At 62.4% G+C, this 17,620-nt stretch carries 19 protein-coding genes; 12 read left to right on the forward strand and 7 right to left on the reverse strand.

Annotated features, from left to right (window positions below; translation table 11 throughout):
• Positions 1-428 precede the first annotated feature (428 nt).
• Complete coding sequence (locus ATC00_RS22695; RefSeq protein WP_064254518.1) at positions 429-770, forward strand: DUF2147 domain-containing protein; 342 nt, start codon at positions 429-431, stop codon at positions 768-770.
• Between the two features lie 56 nt (positions 771-826).
• On the opposite strand, the gene ATC00_RS22700 is transcribed toward ATC00_RS22695, so the two are convergent.
• On the reverse strand, positions 827-1,528 hold the full coding sequence (locus ATC00_RS22700) for a glutathione S-transferase family protein (RefSeq protein WP_037379605.1): 702 nt from the start codon (positions 1,526-1,528) through the stop codon (positions 827-829).
• A gap of 176 nt (positions 1,529-1,704) precedes the next feature.
• Between ATC00_RS22700 and ATC00_RS33035 the strand changes: the two genes are divergently transcribed.
• The 4 genes from ATC00_RS33035 (at position 1,705) to ATC00_RS22710 (ending at position 4,179) form a co-directional block, all read left to right on the forward strand.
• Positions 1,705-1,878, forward strand: a complete 174-nt coding sequence (locus ATC00_RS33035; RefSeq protein WP_012707384.1) for a hypothetical protein — start codon at positions 1,705-1,707, stop codon at positions 1,876-1,878.
• 12 nt (positions 1,879-1,890) lie between these two features.
• Positions 1,891-2,064: a hypothetical protein gene (locus ATC00_RS33040; RefSeq protein ID WP_082912508.1), complete on the forward strand. Its 174-nt coding sequence runs from the start codon at positions 1,891-1,893 to the stop codon at positions 2,062-2,064.
• A 124-nt stretch (positions 2,065-2,188) separates the two neighbouring features.
• Entirely contained in the window at positions 2,189-2,509 is a 321-nt protein-coding gene (locus tag ATC00_RS22705) for a YnfA family protein (protein ID WP_064254519.1), read from the forward strand.
• Positions 2,510-2,676: 167 nt separating this feature from the next.
• On the forward strand, positions 2,677-4,179 hold the full coding sequence (locus ATC00_RS22710; protein ID WP_037379598.1) for an AMP nucleosidase: 1,503 nt from the start codon (positions 2,677-2,679) through the stop codon (positions 4,177-4,179).
• A gap of 6 nt (positions 4,180-4,185) precedes the next feature.
• Here the strand turns inward: ATC00_RS22710 and ATC00_RS22715 are convergent, their stop codons facing one another.
• On the reverse strand, positions 4,186-5,142 hold the full coding sequence (locus tag ATC00_RS22715; RefSeq protein WP_064254520.1) for a lysylphosphatidylglycerol synthase domain-containing protein: 957 nt from the start codon (positions 5,140-5,142) through the stop codon (positions 4,186-4,188).
• 106 nt (positions 5,143-5,248) lie between these two features.
• Between ATC00_RS22715 and ATC00_RS22720 the strand changes: the two genes are divergently transcribed.
• Positions 5,249-6,259 carry a glycosyltransferase family 2 protein gene (locus tag ATC00_RS22720; RefSeq protein ID WP_064254521.1) on the forward strand — a complete coding sequence of 337 codons (1,011 nt, stop codon included), beginning with the start codon at positions 5,249-5,251 and terminating at the stop codon, positions 6,257-6,259.
• Positions 6,252-7,736 (forward strand): ArnT family glycosyltransferase, encoded by a 1,485-nt coding sequence (locus ATC00_RS22725; RefSeq protein ID WP_064254522.1) that lies wholly within the window; start codon positions 6,252-6,254, stop codon positions 7,734-7,736. The genes ATC00_RS22720 and ATC00_RS22725 overlap by 8 nt, the downstream gene beginning before the upstream one ends.
• A 13-nt stretch (positions 7,737-7,749) precedes the next feature.
• Here ATC00_RS22725 and ATC00_RS22730 read toward each other — a convergent pair whose 3' ends face one another.
• Complete coding sequence (locus ATC00_RS22730; RefSeq protein ID WP_064254523.1) at positions 7,750-8,649, reverse strand: diacylglycerol/lipid kinase family protein; 900 nt, start codon at positions 8,647-8,649, stop codon at positions 7,750-7,752.
• Between the two features lie 132 nt (positions 8,650-8,781).
• Positions 8,782-9,252, reverse strand: coding sequence for an Lrp/AsnC family transcriptional regulator (locus ATC00_RS22735; RefSeq protein ID WP_037379590.1), 471 nt, complete (start codon positions 9,250-9,252; stop codon positions 8,782-8,784).
• A 140-nt stretch (positions 9,253-9,392) separates the two neighbouring features.
• Between ATC00_RS22735 and ATC00_RS22740 the strand changes: the two genes are divergently transcribed.
• Complete coding sequence (locus ATC00_RS22740; protein ID WP_064254524.1) at positions 9,393-10,295, forward strand: DMT family transporter; 903 nt, start codon at positions 9,393-9,395, stop codon at positions 10,293-10,295.
• A gap of 68 nt (positions 10,296-10,363) precedes the next feature.
• Here ATC00_RS22740 and ATC00_RS22745 read toward each other — a convergent pair whose 3' ends face one another.
• The 3 genes from ATC00_RS22745 to ATC00_RS22755 all read right to left on the reverse strand — a co-directional run bounded on the left by ATC00_RS22745 (position 10,364) and on the right by ATC00_RS22755 (position 14,540).
• The gene (locus ATC00_RS22745; RefSeq protein WP_037379585.1) at positions 10,364-11,251 is read right to left on the reverse strand and encodes an ABC transporter permease; all 888 of its coding nucleotides are present in this window, start codon (positions 11,249-11,251) and stop codon (positions 10,364-10,366) included.
• 203 nt (positions 11,252-11,454) lie between these two features.
• Positions 11,455-12,453 (reverse strand): ABC transporter substrate-binding protein, encoded by a 999-nt coding sequence (locus tag ATC00_RS22750; protein WP_037379581.1) that lies wholly within the window; start codon positions 12,451-12,453, stop codon positions 11,455-11,457.
• 422 nt (positions 12,454-12,875) lie between these two features.
• A complete protein-coding gene (locus ATC00_RS22755; protein ID WP_064254525.1) occupies positions 12,876-14,540 on the reverse strand; it encodes an electron transfer flavoprotein-ubiquinone oxidoreductase in 1,665 nt (554 codons plus the stop codon).
• 264 nt (positions 14,541-14,804) lie between these two features.
• Between ATC00_RS22755 and ATC00_RS22760 the strand changes: the two genes are divergently transcribed.
• The 4 genes from ATC00_RS22760 to ATC00_RS33045 all read left to right on the forward strand — a co-directional run bounded on the left by ATC00_RS22760 (position 14,805) and on the right by ATC00_RS33045 (position 17,536).
• Positions 14,805-16,091: an Hsp70 family protein gene (locus ATC00_RS22760; protein ID WP_064254526.1), complete on the forward strand. Its 1,287-nt coding sequence runs from the start codon at positions 14,805-14,807 to the stop codon at positions 16,089-16,091.
• A 49-nt stretch (positions 16,092-16,140) separates the two neighbouring features.
• On the forward strand, positions 16,141-17,025 hold the full coding sequence (locus ATC00_RS22765) for a uracil-DNA glycosylase (protein WP_064254527.1): 885 nt from the start codon (positions 16,141-16,143) through the stop codon (positions 17,023-17,025).
• Between the two features lie 140 nt (positions 17,026-17,165).
• Positions 17,166-17,345, forward strand: coding sequence for a hypothetical protein (locus ATC00_RS22770; protein ID WP_037379573.1), 180 nt, complete (start codon positions 17,166-17,168; stop codon positions 17,343-17,345).
• Positions 17,346-17,395: 50 nt separating this feature from the next.
• The gene (locus ATC00_RS33045; RefSeq protein ID WP_082912510.1) at positions 17,396-17,536 is read left to right on the forward strand and encodes a hypothetical protein; all 141 of its coding nucleotides are present in this window, start codon (positions 17,396-17,398) and stop codon (positions 17,534-17,536) included.
• The last annotated feature ends 84 nt before the right edge of the window (positions 17,537-17,620 follow it).

A 17,620-nucleotide genomic window follows, 5' to 3' on the forward strand; every position in this document is an offset into this window, starting at 1 on the left:
GGCTCCGGCTGATTTGGCGGGGTGTTTTCACCGCTCGTCTTATGGTTTCAAATATGCCCCCGCAGCCTTCAACGGGCGCTTAAAATCCATGCTTAATTTGACGCAAACAAAGTTCAAATACTTGGTAAACTTGGGTTTTCGTTAAGCATCGAAGCGCCTGCGGCAGCGGCGATCCGGTTCAAAATTTACGGAAAATTCAAACTCGGATTTCAACCGATCGCTAACCAAGAAAGCACCTGCCAGGCGATTGACGCCGAATTCCGCGACTCGCATGAGGGGCTCCACCGCGGTTACTTTTCGCATCGCAACACGTATTTACCTTTACGTACGCGTAAGTTATCGTGCAGCGTTCGGACGGCGAGGAGGCCTCCGATGCGAGGCATCCAGATCGCGGCGGGCAACCGACCGTCTCCAAGGGAGGACATTGAATGATTCGTACTTTGCTCGTCAGCGCGGCACTTGCCTTCGGAGCGGTGGGAGCGGCTCATGCCGCCGAACCGATTGTTGGTAACTGGAAGACAGCAAGCGGAGCCACGGCGGAAATCGCCCCATGTGGCGGCGCCTTCTGCGTCACGCTGAAGACGGGTAAGCACGCGGGCAAGCGCATCGGCAATCTCGCCGGCACCGATGGCAGCTACAGCGGCGCGATCACCGATCCGGAGAGCGACAAGACCTATAGCGGCTCGGGGTCGGTCGACGGCAACTCGCTGAAGATGAAGGGCTGCGTGCTGAAGGTGCTGTGCAAGTCGCAGACCTGGACGCGGCTTTAGTTCTTTCCGAATTCCGCGAGGGCGGTCCGCTGTGGCCGCCCGCCCTCGCTTTCGCATCAGCGGGCGCGCTGCCCGAACAGGATCTTCTGCGCTTCCTTGTCCTCGGCCAGGCTCTTCTGACGCGCCCGCTCCTCCTTGCCGACCTCGATCGCCTTCTTGACAGCGAGCCGTGCAAGCAGCGTGTCGAACCAGCGCTTCAGGTGCGGAAAATCGTTGAGATCCTGGCCCTGGTTCTCATGCGGGATCACCCAGCCGATGGCCGCCATGTCGGCGATCGAATAGTCGCCGGCGAGGAACGGCCGATCGGCCAGCCGCTTGTTCATCACGCCGTAGAGGCGGTTCACTTCATTGGTGTAGCGATCGATTCCGTATTGGATTCTTTCCGGCGCATATTGCCGGAAATGATGGGCCTGGCCTGCCATCGGCCCTAAGCCGCCCACCTGCCAGAAGAGCCATTGCTCGACCTCGACGCGGGCGCGTTCGTCTGTCGGGTAGAACTTCCCGTGTTTCCGGCCGAGATATTGCAGGATAGCACCCGATTCAAAGATGGAGATGGGCTCGCCGCCCGGTCCGTCCGGGTCGATGATGGCCGGCATGCGGTTGTTTGGCGAGATCCTCAGGAAATCCGGCGCGAACTGATCGCCCTGCCCGATATTGATGTATTTGACCACATAGGGAACGCCGAGCTCCTCCAGCATGATGGTGATCTTCCAGCCATTCGGCGTCGGCCAGTAGTAGAGCTCGATGGGAGCGGTCATAGGCGGTCTCTCCTCGGGTTGTGGGCACACAGACGTAGGGACGCACTCCGGCGCTGGCAAGAGGCGCGCCGTCCAAGATGAACGCCAGATGAACGACTACCTCAGCAAGAATTCAGTTTGGTTGTGCGAAAAGACGCTCAATCGATTTTAACGCGCTCCAGCCCACGGACGGAACAATGGATATTCTCGCTCGCCGCCTGACCATCATCAGCCTGCTGATGGTCGTATTCGCCATGTCGCTTGCCGCCGCGGTCGGCGCAGATACGGAGCGCCGCCGTCAAAACACCTATATCGGTTCGCTGACCGACTGCACCGCGCATACCGCGCAATATTGCCAAGCCAAGCTGTAGAGGCATGCTCAAATGGCCGCTCTCGTCTCCTCCGCCATCCTCTCGCTCAGGCTCCTAGCACTCACGGGCCTGCTGATGGCGCCGATCGGAGCGGTCGCCTACAGCAAGGCCACAAGCGGCGGCATCGGCAAGCACGGCGCCGGCCTCGTCCTTTTCGTCACGCTGCAAAGGCAGGCGATGAGCTGAACCTCCACCGCACAGAGAAGCTGAAAACCTGCCCTGCTCCGACGGCGGCGCCGCCGGAACCGAAATTCTCTCTTGCGCATACTCTGACTTTTCGCTCCTTTTCGCGGCTGAAAGGTCAGACCCGATGCCCGCATTTGCCCTCTATTCGCTCGCCGCGCTCGCCGAAATCGCCGGATGCTTTGCCTTCTGGGCATGGCTCCGGCTCGACAAGTCCATTTGGTGGCTTGTTCCCGGAATGGGCTTGCTGGCGCTTTTTGCCTGGCTCCTGACGATGGTCGACGTACCGGCGGCGGGGCGCGCCTATGCCGCCCATGGCGGCGTCTACATTGCCGCTTCGCTCGTCTGGCTCTGGCTCGCCGAAGGCGTGCGGCCCGACCGCTGGGACTTGGCCGGCATGGCCGTGGTGCTTGTCGGGGCTACGATCATTCTCGTCGGCCCGCGCTAATGCATGTCGCCCAAAAGTGAGCAGCGCTTTTGGGATGACGACATGCACAAAAACACAGACCTAAAGCGCGCCGCGTGAATACGTTTGAACGCGACGCGCTTTAGGGGCCACCCGCCGGACGCGTATCTTGTCGTTTGCTTGTTAGGTACCGCAGCCTATAATACGCCATGGATACACGAATCTCTTCAACCCCCATTCTCTCCGTTGCCACCCCAGAAGCCTTCGAGCCGCAGACCTTCGATGATCCGGCCGCGGCCGTCGATTGCCTTCAGGCCCTCTACGAACGCAATACCCGGTTCCTGTGCGAAGCCTTCGAGGGGCTGGGCAAGAACGGCCGGCCGCTCACGCGCTTCCGCGCCTGCTATCCGCAGGTGAGCATCGAGACGAGCAGCTTCGGCCATGTCGATTCCCGGCTCTCCTTCGGCTATGTCAGCGCACCCGGCGTCTACACGACGACGATCACGCGGCCGCGGCTCTTCCGCCACTACCTGAAGGAGCAGTTCGGTCATCTGATGCGCAACCACAGTGTGGGCGTCACCGTGTCGGAATCGTCGACACCGATCCCGCTGCACTTCGCTTTCGGCGAGAATGCCCATGTCGAAGCATCAGCGGCCGACACGATCGACATTCCGCTGCGCGACCTCTTCGATGCGCCCGATCTGACGACGACGGACGACGAGATCGCCAACGGCTCCTATGAGCCCGGGCCGGGGGAACCCTCCCCGCTTGCACCGTTTACGGCGCAGCGCATCGATTATTCGCTCGCCCGCCTCAGCCACTACACGGCGACCAGCGCCACGCACTTTCAGAACTTCGTGCTCTTCACCAACTACCAGTTCTATGTCGACGAGTTCTGTGCCTGGGCGCGCCAGCAGATGGCCGAAGGCGGCAACGGCTACACGGCCTTCGTGGAGCCCGGCAATATCCTCACGCCCGCGGGCGCCGACAAACCGGAGACCGACTACACGCTCGCTCGCCTGCCGCAGATGCCGGCCTATCACCTAAAGAAAAAGGGCCATGGCGGCATCACCATGGTCAATATCGGCGTCGGCCCGTCGAACGCCAAGACGATCACCGACCACATCGCCGTCTTGCGGCCGCATGTCTGGCTGATGCTCGGCCATTGCGCCGGCCTTCGCAACAGCCAGCGGCTCGGTGACTATGTTTTGGCGCATGCCTATATGCGCGAGGATCACGTGCTCGACGACGATCTGCCCGTGTGGATCCCGCTCCCCGCGCTGGCGGAAGTGCAGGTCGCCCTGCAGGATGCGGTGGCGGAAGTAACCGGTTACCAGGGCTATGACCTCAAACGGATCATGCGCACCGGCACCGTCGCGACGATCGACAACCGCAACTGGGAACTTCGCGACCAGCGCGGCCCGGTCAAGCGCCTGTCGCAGGCACGCGCCATCGCGCTCGACATGGAATCGGCGACGATCGCTGCCAATGGTTTCCGCTTTCGCGTGCCCTATGGAACGCTGCTCTGCGTCTCCGACAAGCCGCTGCACGGAGAATTGAAGTTGCCCGGCATGGCGACGACCTTCTACCGCACACAGGTGAGCCAGCACCTGAAGATCGGCATCCTGGCGCTGCAGAAGCTCGCGGCCATGCCGCCGGAGAAACTGCATTCGCGCAAGCTCAGAAGCTTCTACGAGACGTCTTTCCAGTAGAAGGCGTCAACTTTTCGGCCGCAGCACGAGCGATAGCAGCGTGCCTGCCACGGCCGAGACGATGATCAGCAGGTGCGCATTGACGCTGGCGCGCCCCAAAACCTCGAGCGCGGTTTTGCCGCCGGCCGCGCCGAAGGAGACAGCGCCGGCCACGATCGCCGCCGCATAGGTACCGACTCCGGCGGGTGCGTGCACGGGAAGGACCGATGAGAGCTCGCCCCCAAGCGCCCCGCCGAACGAGGCGGCAAGCGGCGCGACGCCCATGATCGCCAGCACCCAGGCGAGCACCGCGACTTTTACCCCCCAGTTCAGAATCGTCATCGCCGAGGCGCGCAGGAAGGCCGGGAGATGCTCCGGCAACCCCGCCTCGATCTCGTCGACATGATGCACGAACCGCGCCGGCGACACGCGGCGAACCCCGCGAAGGATCCGGGCCTTGAGCAGGAAGAACAGGAGCGGCGAGAGCAACGCCATCGTCCAAAGCAGCCAAGCGACCATCTGATTGCTGCGGCCGATGACCAGGCCCACCGCCGCGACTGTGAGAAGCGCGTGCAGATCCAAGAGGCGCATGACGAGCAGCGCCGATGTGCCGCGCAGCAGCGGAATGTTGAATTCGGCGCGCATGAGCAGCGGAAAGCTCGTCTCGCCGGCCCTGAAGGGCAGCATGATGTTGAGAAGATTGTGGACCTGAGTCACGCGAAAGAGCAGCAGAAACCGGCCCGCCGTCTCATGCGGAAAGTAGTCATAGATGCGGTAGCAGCGAACGAAATAGGTCGCGACGAGCAGCCCAAGCGCAACGCACACCGACGAGAACCCGATCTCGGCCCATTGCCGCAGCTGGACCGCCCAGCCCCAGACCCACTCGACGAAAACGGCATAAGCCGCTATGGCCGCCACGGAAATCAGCGCCATACGGTTGCGCGCAAGCCACGAGCGCCGGCTCAACTGCCCGTCTGAATTCATGCGATACCGATTTCCTGTAGAGAGCCACGCAATTCAGCGTTGGTTATCACCGTTAACTGTGCAAGAAAACCTGCGACGGCACACCGGAGAGACCGCCTTGACTGACATGCAAGAACCGCTGACGGCAATGACGGGCGCGATGGAGCCGATCGAGCTGTCCATAGTGGTGCCTGTGTTCAATGAGGAGGACAGCGTCGCGCCGCTCGTCAGCCGCATCCACGATGCCATGGCCGGTTTCGGCCGATCCTGGGAATTGATCCTGGTCGACGATGGCAGCACCGACCGGACCTTGCCGAATGCCCGCAAGGAGCTGCTGCGTCCGGACCTGAAGCTGAAGATCATCGAGCTCCAAAAAAATTTCGGCCAGACGGCCGCCATGCAGGCCGGGATCGATGCCGCCGCCGGGCGGCTGATCGCGACGCTCGACGGTGACCTGCAGAACGACCCGAAGGATATTCCTGAGATGGTGGCCGCCATCGAGGAGCGCGAACTCGATCTCCTGGTCGGATGGCGGCAAAACCGCCGGGACGGCCTGCTGCTCAGAAAGATCCCCTCCTGGTGCGCCAATTTCCTGATCGGCAAGATCACCGGCGTGAGGCTTCACGATTACGGCTGCAGCCTCAAAGTCTATCGCAGCGCGATCATCAAGCAGGTGAAGCTCATGGGCGAGATGCACCGCTTCATTCCAGCGTGGGTCGCCGGCGTGGTGCCAAGCAGCCGGATCGGCGAGATGGCCGTGACGCACCACGCCCGCCACTTCGGCGCGTCGAAATATGGAATCTCGCGCACCTTCCGTGTGATTCTCGATCTGCTCGCGGTGCTCTTCTTCATGCGCTACAAGGCGCGTCCCGGCCACTTCTTCGGCTCGATCGGACTTGCGACCGGCAGCCTGAGCGCCCTCATCCTGTTTTATCTCGCAATAGACAAGTTCATCTTCGGCAACGATATCGGTACCCGCCCGATGCTGATCGTTGGTGTCATGCTGTTCCTGTCCTCGGTGCAACTCATCACCACGGGCATTCTCGCGGAAATGATGGCGCGCGCCTATTTCCGCGACGACGATACGGCGAGCTATATCGTCCGCCAGGTCTTCGGGCAGGATCAGCCGCATGCATGACAAGGTCGACCGGCGGCCGAACCTGGTCTTCATCACACTGGCCGGCTACTTCCTGCTATGCGTCGTTCTGCGCCTTGCCGCCTCGCCCTCGCTCGAGATCGATGAGGCGGAACAGGCCTACCTGTCGCAATTCCTGCAGCTCGGATACGGGCCGCAACCGCCCTTCTACAACTGGCTGCAATACGGGCTGGCGCAATTGCTCGGCCCGTCGCTCGCGACGATGACCCTTCTCAAGAACGGGCTTCTGTTCCTCTGCTGCCTTTTCTACGGCCTCGCAGCGCAGCTTGTCCTCAGGGACCGGCGCCTCTCGGCGATCTCCATGCTAGGCATCCTGAGCCTGCCGCCGGTGTTCCTGCTCGCGCAGCGGGATCTCTCCCACACGGTCGCCGCGCTTTTCGCCGTATCGCTGTTCCTCTACGGCTTTCTGCGGACGCTGACCCGTCCAAGCCTTTTTTCTTACCTGTTGACCGGCGTTGCGGTCGGCGTTGGCGTGATTTCCAAGTACAATTTCGTCGTCGTGCCGATTGCGGCAATCCTTGCGGCGCTGCCCGAACCGGAATTGCGCAAGCGCATTTTCGACTGGCGGATCCTGGCGGCGATCGGCATTGCTGCCGCCATTGCCCTGCCGCACGGGGTGTGGGTGCTGCAAAATCTCGACGCCGCCTCGTCGGGCACGTTGAACGAAATGAAGGAGCGCGAGGCGGAAGGGCGCCTCATGCAGTCGTTGCATGGCGTTTTTGCCCTCGCCTCGGCAATAATCGGCGGCAGCCTCGTGCCCTTGCTGGTCTTCGGCCTCGTCTTCCGCGGCAAAATCCGCGCAATCTGGCAGGCGGAAAGCCAATGGACCCGCCTCATCGGGCGCATACTCGTGCTCTGTCTTCTTGCCGTGCTGCTTGTCGTCCTTGGTGTCGCTGCGACCCATGTCCGCGAGAAATGGCTCGTGCTCTTCCTGGTCCTGCTGCCACTCTATCTCTGCCTCAAGATCGAGGCGGCCCAGATCGATCCGGCGCCGGGCTTCCGGCGCTTCGTGCCCTTGGTTGCCTGCATCGTGCTGGGCACCCTCGTGATTGTGTCGGCCCGGGCCGTCGTGCGCCCGTGGTTCGGCGACTACTCGAAGTTGAACATCCCCTACGCCTCTTTCGTGGAGGCGGTCGTCGAGGCGGAAGGACGGCCGCCCGCGCTGGTGCTGACCAATGACAAGCAGGTAGCCGGCAATATCCGCACCCGGCTTGCTGACGTGATGGTGGCGATCCCCCATCTGTCGGACTTCCCGCCGGCAGACGCGGCAAAACGGCCGCTGCTGGTGGTGTGGCGCGACGAGAAGAACCCGTCGCCGCTTCCCGCCACGCTAAGGGCGGCTCTCAAGGCATCGGGCGTGGAAGAATCGGCGCAAATGCCGCGCCAGCTCGAATTGCCTTACATCTACGCGGCCGGACCGGATCACTATCGGTTCAACTATATCTGGGTGGGCGAATAGGCGACCGGTGCTGTTACGCGCCGACGAGGAGCTTCAATTCGCCGGGGTGAACGCGCAAGGCGACATCGCGCCGCCGGATCGGCAGGAGCTCGCCGTCGATGACGCAGTTGATCTTGCGGTCAACCTTCGGAAAATGCAGATCGACCGCCAGTGCGCTCATTTCGGTGATGAACGGACTTGCCCGGAATCGCCCGCGCAGAACGTCGAAGACAAGCTTTGCGACGCCCGCCGGGCTTAGCGGCGGAGCCGTGTAGAAGCCGAGGTGCCCTGCCGTCACATCATCCGCATACATCAACGTCGCGTGGCCGAAATGGTTGTTCGACACCGAAATAGCCGATACGTGCCGAAGCTCGCGGTGGCCGTCGGCATCGAATTCGATCTCGAAATCCGGCGGGTTGAAAATCACGCCAATGGCGGCGCGCACGCTGGCGCCGATCTTGCCGGCGCGCGAGGCAAACTTATAGGATTCTCGATAGCGCACCATGCGGGCGTGCAGTCCCATCGAGAATTGATGCACGAAGGCCCTGCCGTCGGCGCTACCGATGTCGCCATCGATGAGCCTTCCGTTGGCGAGGACCTCGGGGACCTTCCAAATATCGAGCGGCAGCTTCAGCGAGCGGGCGAACAGGTTCATCGTTCCCGCCGGAATGACGCCGAGCGGCATGCCGGTGCGCCAGGCAACCCCGGCTGCGGCCGAAATCGTGCCGTCGCCGCCGCCTGCAACGATCGCGTCCAGGTCATCGCGGCGGCAGGCCGTCTCGAGCGCCTGCAGGATATCGCTTGCGGCCACGACGGCAATTTCCATGTCATGCCCGGCGGCGCGAAAGACCTCCTCGACCCGCTTGCCATAGGTCTCCATATCCGTGGTGCGGAAAGTCCCCCCATCTCGATTGAAGACGGCTTTAACTTTCAACGACTGGCCTCGCTTTCATCCGATGAGCCCCTTCTGCTCCTGAGATAAGGGCGGCAGCGGGGGATTCCAGAGCCGGCCGACAAAGAGTTTCGCGGACAGCCCCCGCGACCGGCAATGTTCGGTACGGCCGCCTCACAAGACCGGCAGCTTCAGGGGACCGGCAGTCTTGATCGTCCGGATGGCAAAGTTCGAGCGGATGTCCGTCACCCCGGGGAGCGTCAGCAAGGTTTCGGTGAGCAGCCTCTCATAGGCCGACAGGTCCTCCACCACCACCTCGGCGAGGAAATCCGCATTGCCCGAAATCAGGAAGCAGGAGACCACCTCCGGTATGGCGAGCAGCGCCTCCTGCTGCCGCCGGGCATTTTCCTGGCTGTGCTGACCGACCTTGATCTCGACAAAGACCGTCAACCCCAGTCCCACCTCCTTGCGGTCGATATCGGCACGGTAGCCGCGCAGCACGCCCGACCTCTCCAGATTGCGGATGCGCCGCAGGCAGGGGGACGGCGAAAGGTTGATGCGCTCAGCGATCTCGACGTTGGTGGCGCGTGCATCCTCTTGCAGGACCTTGAGGATGGCAATATCGAATTTGTCAAGCTTTGGCATAACAAGACTGTTTCAATCATCACGTTGGCAGAACATTGCTGAACTTACCTCCAAACAGGCAGAGATAGCAAGGACATGCCCCACGTGTTGGCGCTAGGGTTCACACATCCGAAACACCTCGCCCCTGGAGGAGCAAGACCATGGTTGCGCTGACACTCGATCGCGGTTCCGACTCGCCCGTATCCGGCTATGCCGGTGCCTTCGTCACGGTGTTGATTTGGGCGGGCTGGATTCTGGCCACGCGGCACACTGCCGCGACCAGCCTCGGCACCATCGACCTCGGTCTCATCCGCTATGGAATACCGGCGCTCGTCCTTGCGCCGGTCTGGCTAAAGACGGGTCTAACTCCGAAAGGGCTGCCGCCGATACTGCTCGTCCTGATGGTCGCTGGTTCGGGCGCCGTGTTCTTCCAGGTGGCGGCCTTCGCCATCCACGCGACGCCGGCGGCTTCCGTCGGCGTGCTGCTTGGCGGTTCGATGCCGCTTGCGACGGCAATCATCGGGGTGACGCTGTTTCGGGAGCGCCCGGATCGCATGCGCATCCTCGGCTTTGCGGCGATCATCATCGGCATGGCGATCCTGCTCATCCGCAGCCTCGGCGCCTCGGACAACTGGAGCGGCTGCCTGCTGCTGCCAGCCGCCGCCGCGCTCTGGGCGACCTATACGCACGCCTTCCGGCGCTCGGGTCTTAGCCCCCTCCAAGGCGGCGGGCTGATCGCCGTCTGGTCTTTCCTCATCCATCTCGCCCTGGCGCTCGTCTTCGGCAGCACGCTCGCGACCGTGCCGGCGCAGGAGATTGGCCTGCAAGTGATCAGCCAAGGCGTGCTTTCGGGCCTTATCGCCACGCTCGCCTACGGCCTTGCCGTCCGGCGCCTCGGCGGTACGCAGGCGGCCGCCTTCACGGCCTTGACGCCGGTGCTCGCAATGATCGGCGGCGGTCTGCTGCTTCAGGAGGCGTTCGGTCCCTCCGAGATTGCCGCTGCCGTCGTCACGGCCACCGGCGTCGCGCTCTCGACCGGTATCCTCTCGGCCCGGCACTCATAGTCCTCAATGCAAGCGGCCCGGGACGATGGGTCCCGGGCCGCGGCTTTTTCCGCAATCAGCGGTCCTTGTCAGCCGTGGACGATTTCACGGTGCCGCTGCAGGCGGCGGCCATAGGCCTGACTGACCCGATCGAAGATGATGGCGATGCCGACGATGGCAAGGCCGTTGAAGATGCCGAGCGTGAAGTACTGGTTGGCGATCGCCTTCAGCACCGGCTGGCCGAGACCCTGGACGCCGATCATCGAGGCGATGACCACCATCGCCAGCGCCATCATGATCGTCTGGTTGATACCGGCCATGATCGTCGGCAGCGCCAGAGGCATCTGCACGTTCTTGAGCTTCTGCCAACTCGACGAGCCAAAGGCGTCGGCCGCCTCGAGGACGTCCTTGTCGACCAGTCGGATACCGAGATTGGTGAGCCGGATCATCGGCGGGATGGCATAGATGACCACGGCGATCAGGCCCGGCACCTTGCCGATGCCGAGCAGCATCACCACGGGAATGAGATAGACAAAGCTTGGCATCGTCTGCATGACGTCGAGCACGGGATTGACGAAATTCTGGACCCGATCGGAGCGCGACATAAGGATGCCGAGCGGGATACCGATGGCGATTGACAGCACGGTGCAGACGAAGATCATCGAGATCGTCTTCATCGTGTCGTCCCACATGTCGAAGTAACCGATGAGCAGCAGCGTGCCGATGGCGCCTGCAACGACCTTCCAGTTGCGGCTGGCAAACCAGGCGATCAGGCCGATCAGGAGCAGGATGATCGGCCAGGGCGTGCGTGTCATGAAACGCTCGGCCTCGATCAGGAAGAACTGCAGCGGATCAAAGAAGGCTTCAATGCCGTCGCCATAGGCACGCGTGAATGTGCGGAAGCCCTCGTCGATCGCCTTCTTGAGCTCTCGAAGGCTATCGTCATTCATATGCGGAAATTTGGTCAGCCATTCCATGTCTTGATTCCCCTTTGCAATCGTTCAGGCGGCACGTCGTTGTTTTTCTTGGATGCCGCCGACCTTCAAACGCATAAGTGCGCTGTAACCGAAGAAACTCCCCGATCTTATTCTCAAACCGACACGCGGTGAACGAATTCCTGCGCGTGGCGAAATGAAAACGGCGCGCCTTCATGCGCGCCGTTCGTTGAGGAGAGCGTCGATCAGAGGGCCGCCTTGACCTTCTCAGCGACCTCTGGCGAGACCCACTTGGTCCAGATGTCCGGGTTCTCTTCGAGGAAGTGCTTGGCACCTTCCTCGCCGCTTGCCTGGTTGTCCGTCATCCATGCCATCAGCTTGTTGACGGTGTCGTTCTGCCAGGAGCGGGCCTTGAGGTAATCCATCACTGGGCCGGCGCGATCGGCAAATTCCTTCGTTACGAGCGTCTGGACCTTGTCCTTCGGCCAGTCGTTCTTCTTCGGATCCGGGCAATCGGCGACCGTGTTGCAGCGCTTCCACTCGGCCGGATCGGCCGGTACGCCGTGCTCAAGCTTCACCATCTCGTATTTGCCGAGAAGCGCCGTCGGGGCCCAATAGTAGCCGACCCACCCCTGCTTGCGCTCATATGCCTTGGCGATCGAGCCGTCGAGGCCGGCGGCGGAGCCGGTGTCGACGAGCGTGAAGCCGGCTGCCTCGGCGCCATAGGCCTTGTAGAGCTGCGTCGTCACCACCGTGCCGCCCCAGCCCTGCGGACCGTTGAACACAGCGCCCTTGCTCGGGTCTTCCGGATCGGGGAACAGTTCCTTGTGCTTCAGCACGTCGTCGATCGTCTTGATGTCGGGATTTGCGTCGACGATGTACTTGGGAACCCACCAGCCCTGAACGCCGCCGTCCGACAGAGAGAGCGTCGTGCCGACGATCTTGCCTTCCTCAAGACCGCGATTGACGACGTCCGGCAGCAGGTCGACCCAGCCTTCCGGAGCGATGTCCGGCTCGCCCTTTTCGATCATCGACGTGATCGTCGGCACGGTGTCGCCAACGACCAGTTCGGCGCTGCAGCCATAACCTTCCGTCAGGATGATCTTGTCCACGTTCGCCAGCACTTCGGCGCTCTGCCAGTTCATGTTGGCGATCGTCACATCGCCGCATTCCTGCGCCGATGCGGCGCTGCCAAGTCCGAAGAGGCCAACGGCCAGACACGTCGTTGCAAGTAGCTTTTTCATCTCGTTTCCCTCTGTTCTGACGGTGCACCCGTGACGAACTGCCAGCCTCACCGCGGCAGCGGACAGCGATTGGACCAGACCCTCCTTCCGGACCGGGACCGAATGGATGGTCTTCGTCGCCAGCGATCCAAAACTCCCGATCGATGGCGCATGTTATTGCTATCGAGTCTCTCGGACAAAGGCTTGCCCATTTGCGTCAGCGAGAGCGTTCATTGTCTTTTTTCATAAAGATAAACAGTTGAAGGCCTCGCCGGCAAAAATTTCATGTGCTGCCGACGCGCCGAGGCGTGCGGAAGCGCCGGGAAATTCTCCTCGGACGCGCGCCTTGGCCGTTGAGGGGCAGTGCGGCAGCCTGCCGAGCTCAATTGGGATCGCCGGCCCATCGCAGCATCCCTGAGGCCATACCGCTGCTCTTCCGACTATCACATATTCGGATAGACCGGTCCCTCTCCGCCTTGTGGCGGCACCCAGTTGATGTTCTGGTTCGGGTCCTTGATGTCGCAGGTCTTGCAGTGCACGCAGTTCTGGGCGTTGATGACGAAGGTCGGTTTTCCGTCCTTCTCCACCCACTCGTAGACGCCTGCCGGACAGTAGCGGCTCGACGGACCGGCATAGACGTCGTATTCCGAACGCTTCTGCAGTCCCATGTCCTTGACCTGCAGATGGATCGGCTGGTCTTCCTCGTGATTCGTGTTCGACAGGAACACCGAGGAGAGCCGGTCGAAGGTGAGCACGCCGTCCGGCTTCGGGTAGTCGATCTTCTGGTGTTTTGCCGCCGGCTCGAGGCTCTGCGCATCGGTCTTACCGTGCTTCAGGGTGCCGAAGAAGGAAAAGCCGAACAGCGTATTCGTCCACATGTCGAGGCCGCCGAGCGCCACGCCCACAGCCGTGCCGAACTTCGACCAGAGCGGCTTGACGTTCCTCACCTTCTTCAGGTCCTGGCCGATGGCGCTGTCGCGCCAGCCGCGCTCGATCTCGATCGGCTCGTCATTGGCGCGGCCGCTGGCGATCGCATCCGCCAGCTTCTCGGCGGCAAGGATGCCCGACAGCACGGCGTTGTGGCTGCCCTTGATGCGCGGCACGTTGACGAAGCCGGCCGAGCAGCCGATCAGCGCCCCGCCGGGGAAGGAGAGCTTCGGCACCGACTGGTAGCCGCCCTCGGTGATGGCGCGAGCGCCATAGGAGAGCCGCTTGCCGCCCTCGAAGGTGCCGCGGATCGCCGGATGCGTCTTGAAGCGCTGGAATTCCTCGAACGGGTAGAGATAAGGATTCTTGTAGTTCAGGTGCACGACGAAGCCGACGGCGACGAGATTGTCCTCCAGGTGGTAGAGGAAGGAGCCGCCGCCGGTCTTCATGCCAAGCGGCCAGCCGAAGGAATGCTGCACCAAGCCGGGCTTATGGTTCTCCGGCTTCACCTCCCAGAGCTCTTTCAGGCCGATGCCGAATTTCGGCACGTCGCGGCCCGCGTCGAGCTTGTACTTGGCGATCAGCTGCTTGGCGAGCGAACCGCGCACGCCCTCGCCGATCAGCGTGTATTTGCCGAGCAGCGCCATGCCGCGGGCGAAGTTCGGGCCCGGCTCGCCGGAGCGTTCGATGCCCATGTCGCCGGTGGCAACGCCGATCACCGCGCCTTCGTCGTTGTAGAGCACCTCGGTCGCGGCAAAGCCCGGATAGATCTCGACGCCGAGCGCCTCGGCATGCGTCGCCAGCCAGCGACAGACATTGCCGAGCGAGACGACATAGTTGCCGTGATTGTTCATCAGCGGCGGCATCAGGAAATTGGGCAGGCGGATCGACCCGGCCGGGCCCAGGAAGAGGAACTGGTCGTCCTTGACCTCCGTCTTGAACGGATGGTCCGACTCGTCGCGCCAGCCGGGCAGCAGCCGGTCGATGCCGATCGGATCGACGACGGCGCCCGAAAGGATATGCGCACCCACTTCGGCGCCCTTTTCCAGAACGACGACCGAAAGCTCCGGATTGACCTGCTTCAGCCGGATCGCCGCGGCAAGCCCGGCCGGACCGGCGCCGACGATCACCACGTCGAATTCCATGCTCTCGCGCTCGGGGAGGTCTTGTGGCTCGTTCATTGTCGCGTTCTCCAGTCTTGCCGTTCTCCGCCGGCTCCGTCCCAGTCAAATCATCCCGTCATGACAAATGCCGCAAACCTTGTCGAGCCGGGATGCGACAGACTGTCTCTGCATTTGCGCATGAGTTCATGAGTTTAGCACGGTTCTACTATATTACTTTTACGTAAACGTAAACAAATCTTCAGCGAAACAGCCGCTGCCAGCTTGATTTTGCAGTGCCCGCATGCAACGAGGCCGGCCCCTCTATGTCGCAAGGAGACAGCCATGGCCTCGGCCCTCGGCCTCGATTTCGGAACGACCAACTCCGTCCTGGCCCTGGCGCAGGGTGCCTCGACGCGCTCTCTTTTTGTCGAAAGCCCCGCCGGGAGGTTCGACACCACACGGACCGCCCTCTCCTTCCTGAAGCACGGCCAAGGATCCATGAAAGTCGAAGCGGGACAGGCCGCGATCCGCGAATTCATCGACAATCCCGGTGAATGCCGTTTCCTCCAGTCGATCAAGACCTTTGCCGCCAGCGCGCTTTTTCAAGGCACACTCGTTTTCGCCAAGCGCCAGGAGTTCGAGGACCTGATGTACAGCTTCCTGGCCCGGCTCAGGGACTATGCCGGCGACGACTGGAATGGCGCGTTGCGGCGCCTCGTCGTCGGACGTCCGGTGCAGTTTGCCGGTGCGAGTCCGGATGAGAAGCTGGCGATCGAACGGTATGGCCGCGCGCTCGCGCGCTTCGATTTTCCGGAAATCCATTACGTCTATGAACCGGTGGCGGCCGCCTTCTACTTCGCCCGCAAGCTGGAGCGCGATGCGACGGTGCTCGTCGCAGACTTCGGCGGCGGGACGACGGACTATTCGATCATCCGTTTCGCAAGCCGCGGCGGACGGCTGAGCGCCACGCCGGTCGGACATTCCGGCGTCGGCGTTGCCGGCGATCACTTCGATTTCCGCATCATTGACAACATCGTCGCGCCGCTGATCGGAAAGGGGAGTCTGTTCAAGAGCTTCGACAAGCTGCTTGAAGTCCCGTCGAGCTATTACGCCAATTTCGGCCGCTGGAACCAGTTGTCGATCTTCAAAACGCTCAGGGACTTTGCGGAGCTGAAGAAGCTCGTCCGCACAAGCCTCGAGCCGGAGAAACTGGAGGCATTCGTCGATCTGATCGAGCATGACGAAGGCTACCCGCTCTATCAGGCGGTCTCGGCCACCAAAATGCGACTGTCGCAAGAGGAGGAAACCGAATTCTTCTTCGCGCCGCTGGGCGAGCGCTCGCGAAGAATCGTTCGGCGCAAGGATTTCGAGGCCTGGATTGCCCCCGACCTCGCCCGCATCGAAGCGGCCCTCGACGAGGTACTGGCAACGACGGCGACTGCGCCGGCCGACATCGACAGGATCTTTCTGACCGGTGGCACCTCCTTCGTGCCGGCCGTTCGCCGCCTTTTCGACGATCGCTTCGGCCGCGAGCGAATTGAAAGCGGCGGCGAGCTCCTGTCGATCGCCCACGGGCTTGCGCTGATCGGCGAGCGGGAGGACATCACGGCCTGGACGATAGCCGCGTAAATATCCTCCGGATGCTGGACCACAGTCGCCGATCTGCTAAGTTCCGCCGATGATTTCGGCCAACGACCTTTCCCCTTCGGAACTCGCCGCACTTCTTGCTTTCCATGCGGAGGCGGGCGTCGAGTGGCTGCTCGAAGACGCGCCCGTTGACCGGCTGGCGGAGTTCGAGGCGCTGAAGGCCAAGCGCGCCGACGCGCGAGCTGCGCCGCAAACTCGGCAGCGTGAAGCGTCCGAAGCGCAAAGAGGCCGGGGGCAGCCGGCGACGCCCGGCAGGGCCCTGGCTACTCCTCCGAGCGGCCCGGCAAGCGTTCCGCCGACGGTCGCGATCCCCGACGAGCAGGCGGTCAGCGAGGCGCGCTTCGCCGCCGAAAGCGCGCGATCGCTTGCCGAGCTGCGCACGGCGATGGAGTCCTTCACCGGCTGCAATCTCAAGAACAGCGCCCGAAACCTCGTTTTCGCCGACGGCAACTCCGCATCAGGCATCATGGTCATCGGGCCGATGCCCTATGCGGACGACGACCGGGACGCCAAGCCATTTTCCGGCAAGCACGGTGATATGCTCGAGCGGATGCTTTCCGGTATCGGCCTGTCACGGACCGAGGTTCTGCTCAGCAACGTGGTGCCCTGGCGGCCGCCCGGCAACCGCGTGCCGAGCGGTCGGGAGGCCGACATCTGCCGCCCCTTCATCGAACGACAGATTGCGCTCGCCGAGCCGAGGCATTTGCTTCTCCTCGGCAATTTCACGTCCCGCTTCTTCTTCGGGACCAACGAGACGATCCATCAGACGAGGGGGCAATGGCGCGAGCTTTCCGCAGGCGGCCACCTTGTTCCGGCGCTGGCTACACTGCATCCGCAGGATCTCATCACCGCGCCGGTCAACAAGCGTTTCGCCTGGCTGGACCTCTTGTCCTTCAAGGCGCGGATCATGGGCTGACCGGCCGCGCCCGACAGGTGAAGGAAATATGAACAAAGCCATGCAATTTGCGCATGTCAGCGCCGCGTTTTAATGCGTTGCAAAGTCGATGCTGCATCGCAATATGAAAGCACGGGAGGAATGGATTAAGGAACTGAACCATGACTGCCCGTTTTCGCCCGATCCACAGCAGCTTCGAGACGCTCCGTCAGGCCCGCGTCGCTGTGCGGTCGCCGTATAATAGCTTCGGCAAAGTTGCCAACGAGCAGATGACGGCAATCGGCCTGGCGCGTACGACGCGTCACCCGGCACAGATCTACGCCGATTTCATTCAGCGCTGACTGATCACGCGCGGCGCCGTCCGCCGCTCGCCTCAACGATCATCACCACCATGTCTATCCGCAGCCTGCTCGACACGTTTTCGGATATCGGCACCGCCGTGCGTGCCTCGCGCGAATTCAGCAGGCTCAGCACGATTAAAGACAGCCGCCGCGCGCACCGTGTGGCCGTGAGCCCGTTGCTGCCCAGCTGATCCCCTCGCCTTCTCTATCGCGACCGACAGAGCGGCGCCTCGGAGCATCGGCAAAATCGACTTCCAGCGATTACCGTCGGCCCT

Source organism: Sinorhizobium americanum (assembly GCF_001651855.1).
In the GTDB taxonomy this organism is placed as follows: Bacteria; Pseudomonadota; Alphaproteobacteria; order Rhizobiales; family Rhizobiaceae; genus Sinorhizobium; species Sinorhizobium americanum.

Bases quoted from the DNA above. Each gene is read 5' to 3' on its own strand.
- ATC00_RS22760 (WP_064254526.1), top strand. From the start codon at position 14,805: ATGGCCTCGGCCCTCGGCCTCGATTTCGGAACGACCAACTCCGTCCTG.
- ATC00_RS22695 (WP_064254518.1), top strand. From the start codon at position 429: ATGATTCGTACTTTGCTCGTCAGCGCGGCACTTGCCTTCGGAGCGGTG.
- ATC00_RS22740 (WP_064254524.1), top strand. From the start codon at position 9,393: ATGGTTGCGCTGACACTCGATCGCGGTTCCGACTCGCCCGTATCCGGC.
- ATC00_RS22715 (WP_064254520.1), bottom strand. From the start codon at position 5,142: ATGAATTCAGACGGGCAGTTGAGCCGGCGCTCGTGGCTTGCGCGCAAC.
- ATC00_RS22745 (WP_037379585.1), bottom strand. From the start codon at position 11,251: ATGGAATGGCTGACCAAATTTCCGCATATGAATGACGATAGCCTTCGA.
- ATC00_RS22725 (WP_064254522.1), top strand. From the start codon at position 6,252: ATGCATGACAAGGTCGACCGGCGGCCGAACCTGGTCTTCATCACACTG.
- ATC00_RS33045 (WP_082912510.1), top strand. From the start codon at position 17,396: ATGTCTATCCGCAGCCTGCTCGACACGTTTTCGGATATCGGCACCGCC.
- ATC00_RS22720 (WP_064254521.1), top strand. From the start codon at position 5,249: ATGCAAGAACCGCTGACGGCAATGACGGGCGCGATGGAGCCGATCGAG.
- ATC00_RS22735 (WP_037379590.1), bottom strand. From the start codon at position 9,252: ATGCCAAAGCTTGACAAATTCGATATTGCCATCCTCAAGGTCCTGCAA.
- ATC00_RS22755 (WP_064254525.1), bottom strand. From the start codon at position 14,540: ATGAACGAGCCACAAGACCTCCCCGAGCGCGAGAGCATGGAATTCGAC.
- ATC00_RS22700 (WP_037379605.1), bottom strand. From the start codon at position 1,528: ATGACCGCTCCCATCGAGCTCTACTACTGGCCGACGCCGAATGGCTGG.
- ATC00_RS33035 (WP_012707384.1), top strand. From the start codon at position 1,705: ATGGATATTCTCGCTCGCCGCCTGACCATCATCAGCCTGCTGATGGTC.
- ATC00_RS22765 (WP_064254527.1), top strand. From the start codon at position 16,141: ATGATTTCGGCCAACGACCTTTCCCCTTCGGAACTCGCCGCACTTCTT.
- ATC00_RS22770 (WP_037379573.1), top strand. From the start codon at position 17,166: ATGACTGCCCGTTTTCGCCCGATCCACAGCAGCTTCGAGACGCTCCGT.
- ATC00_RS33040 (WP_082912508.1), top strand. From the start codon at position 1,891: ATGGCCGCTCTCGTCTCCTCCGCCATCCTCTCGCTCAGGCTCCTAGCA.
- ATC00_RS22705 (WP_064254519.1), top strand. From the start codon at position 2,189: ATGCCCGCATTTGCCCTCTATTCGCTCGCCGCGCTCGCCGAAATCGCC.
- ATC00_RS22710 (WP_037379598.1), top strand. From the start codon at position 2,677: ATGGATACACGAATCTCTTCAACCCCCATTCTCTCCGTTGCCACCCCA.
- ATC00_RS22750 (WP_037379581.1), bottom strand. From the start codon at position 12,453: ATGAAAAAGCTACTTGCAACGACGTGTCTGGCCGTTGGCCTCTTCGGA.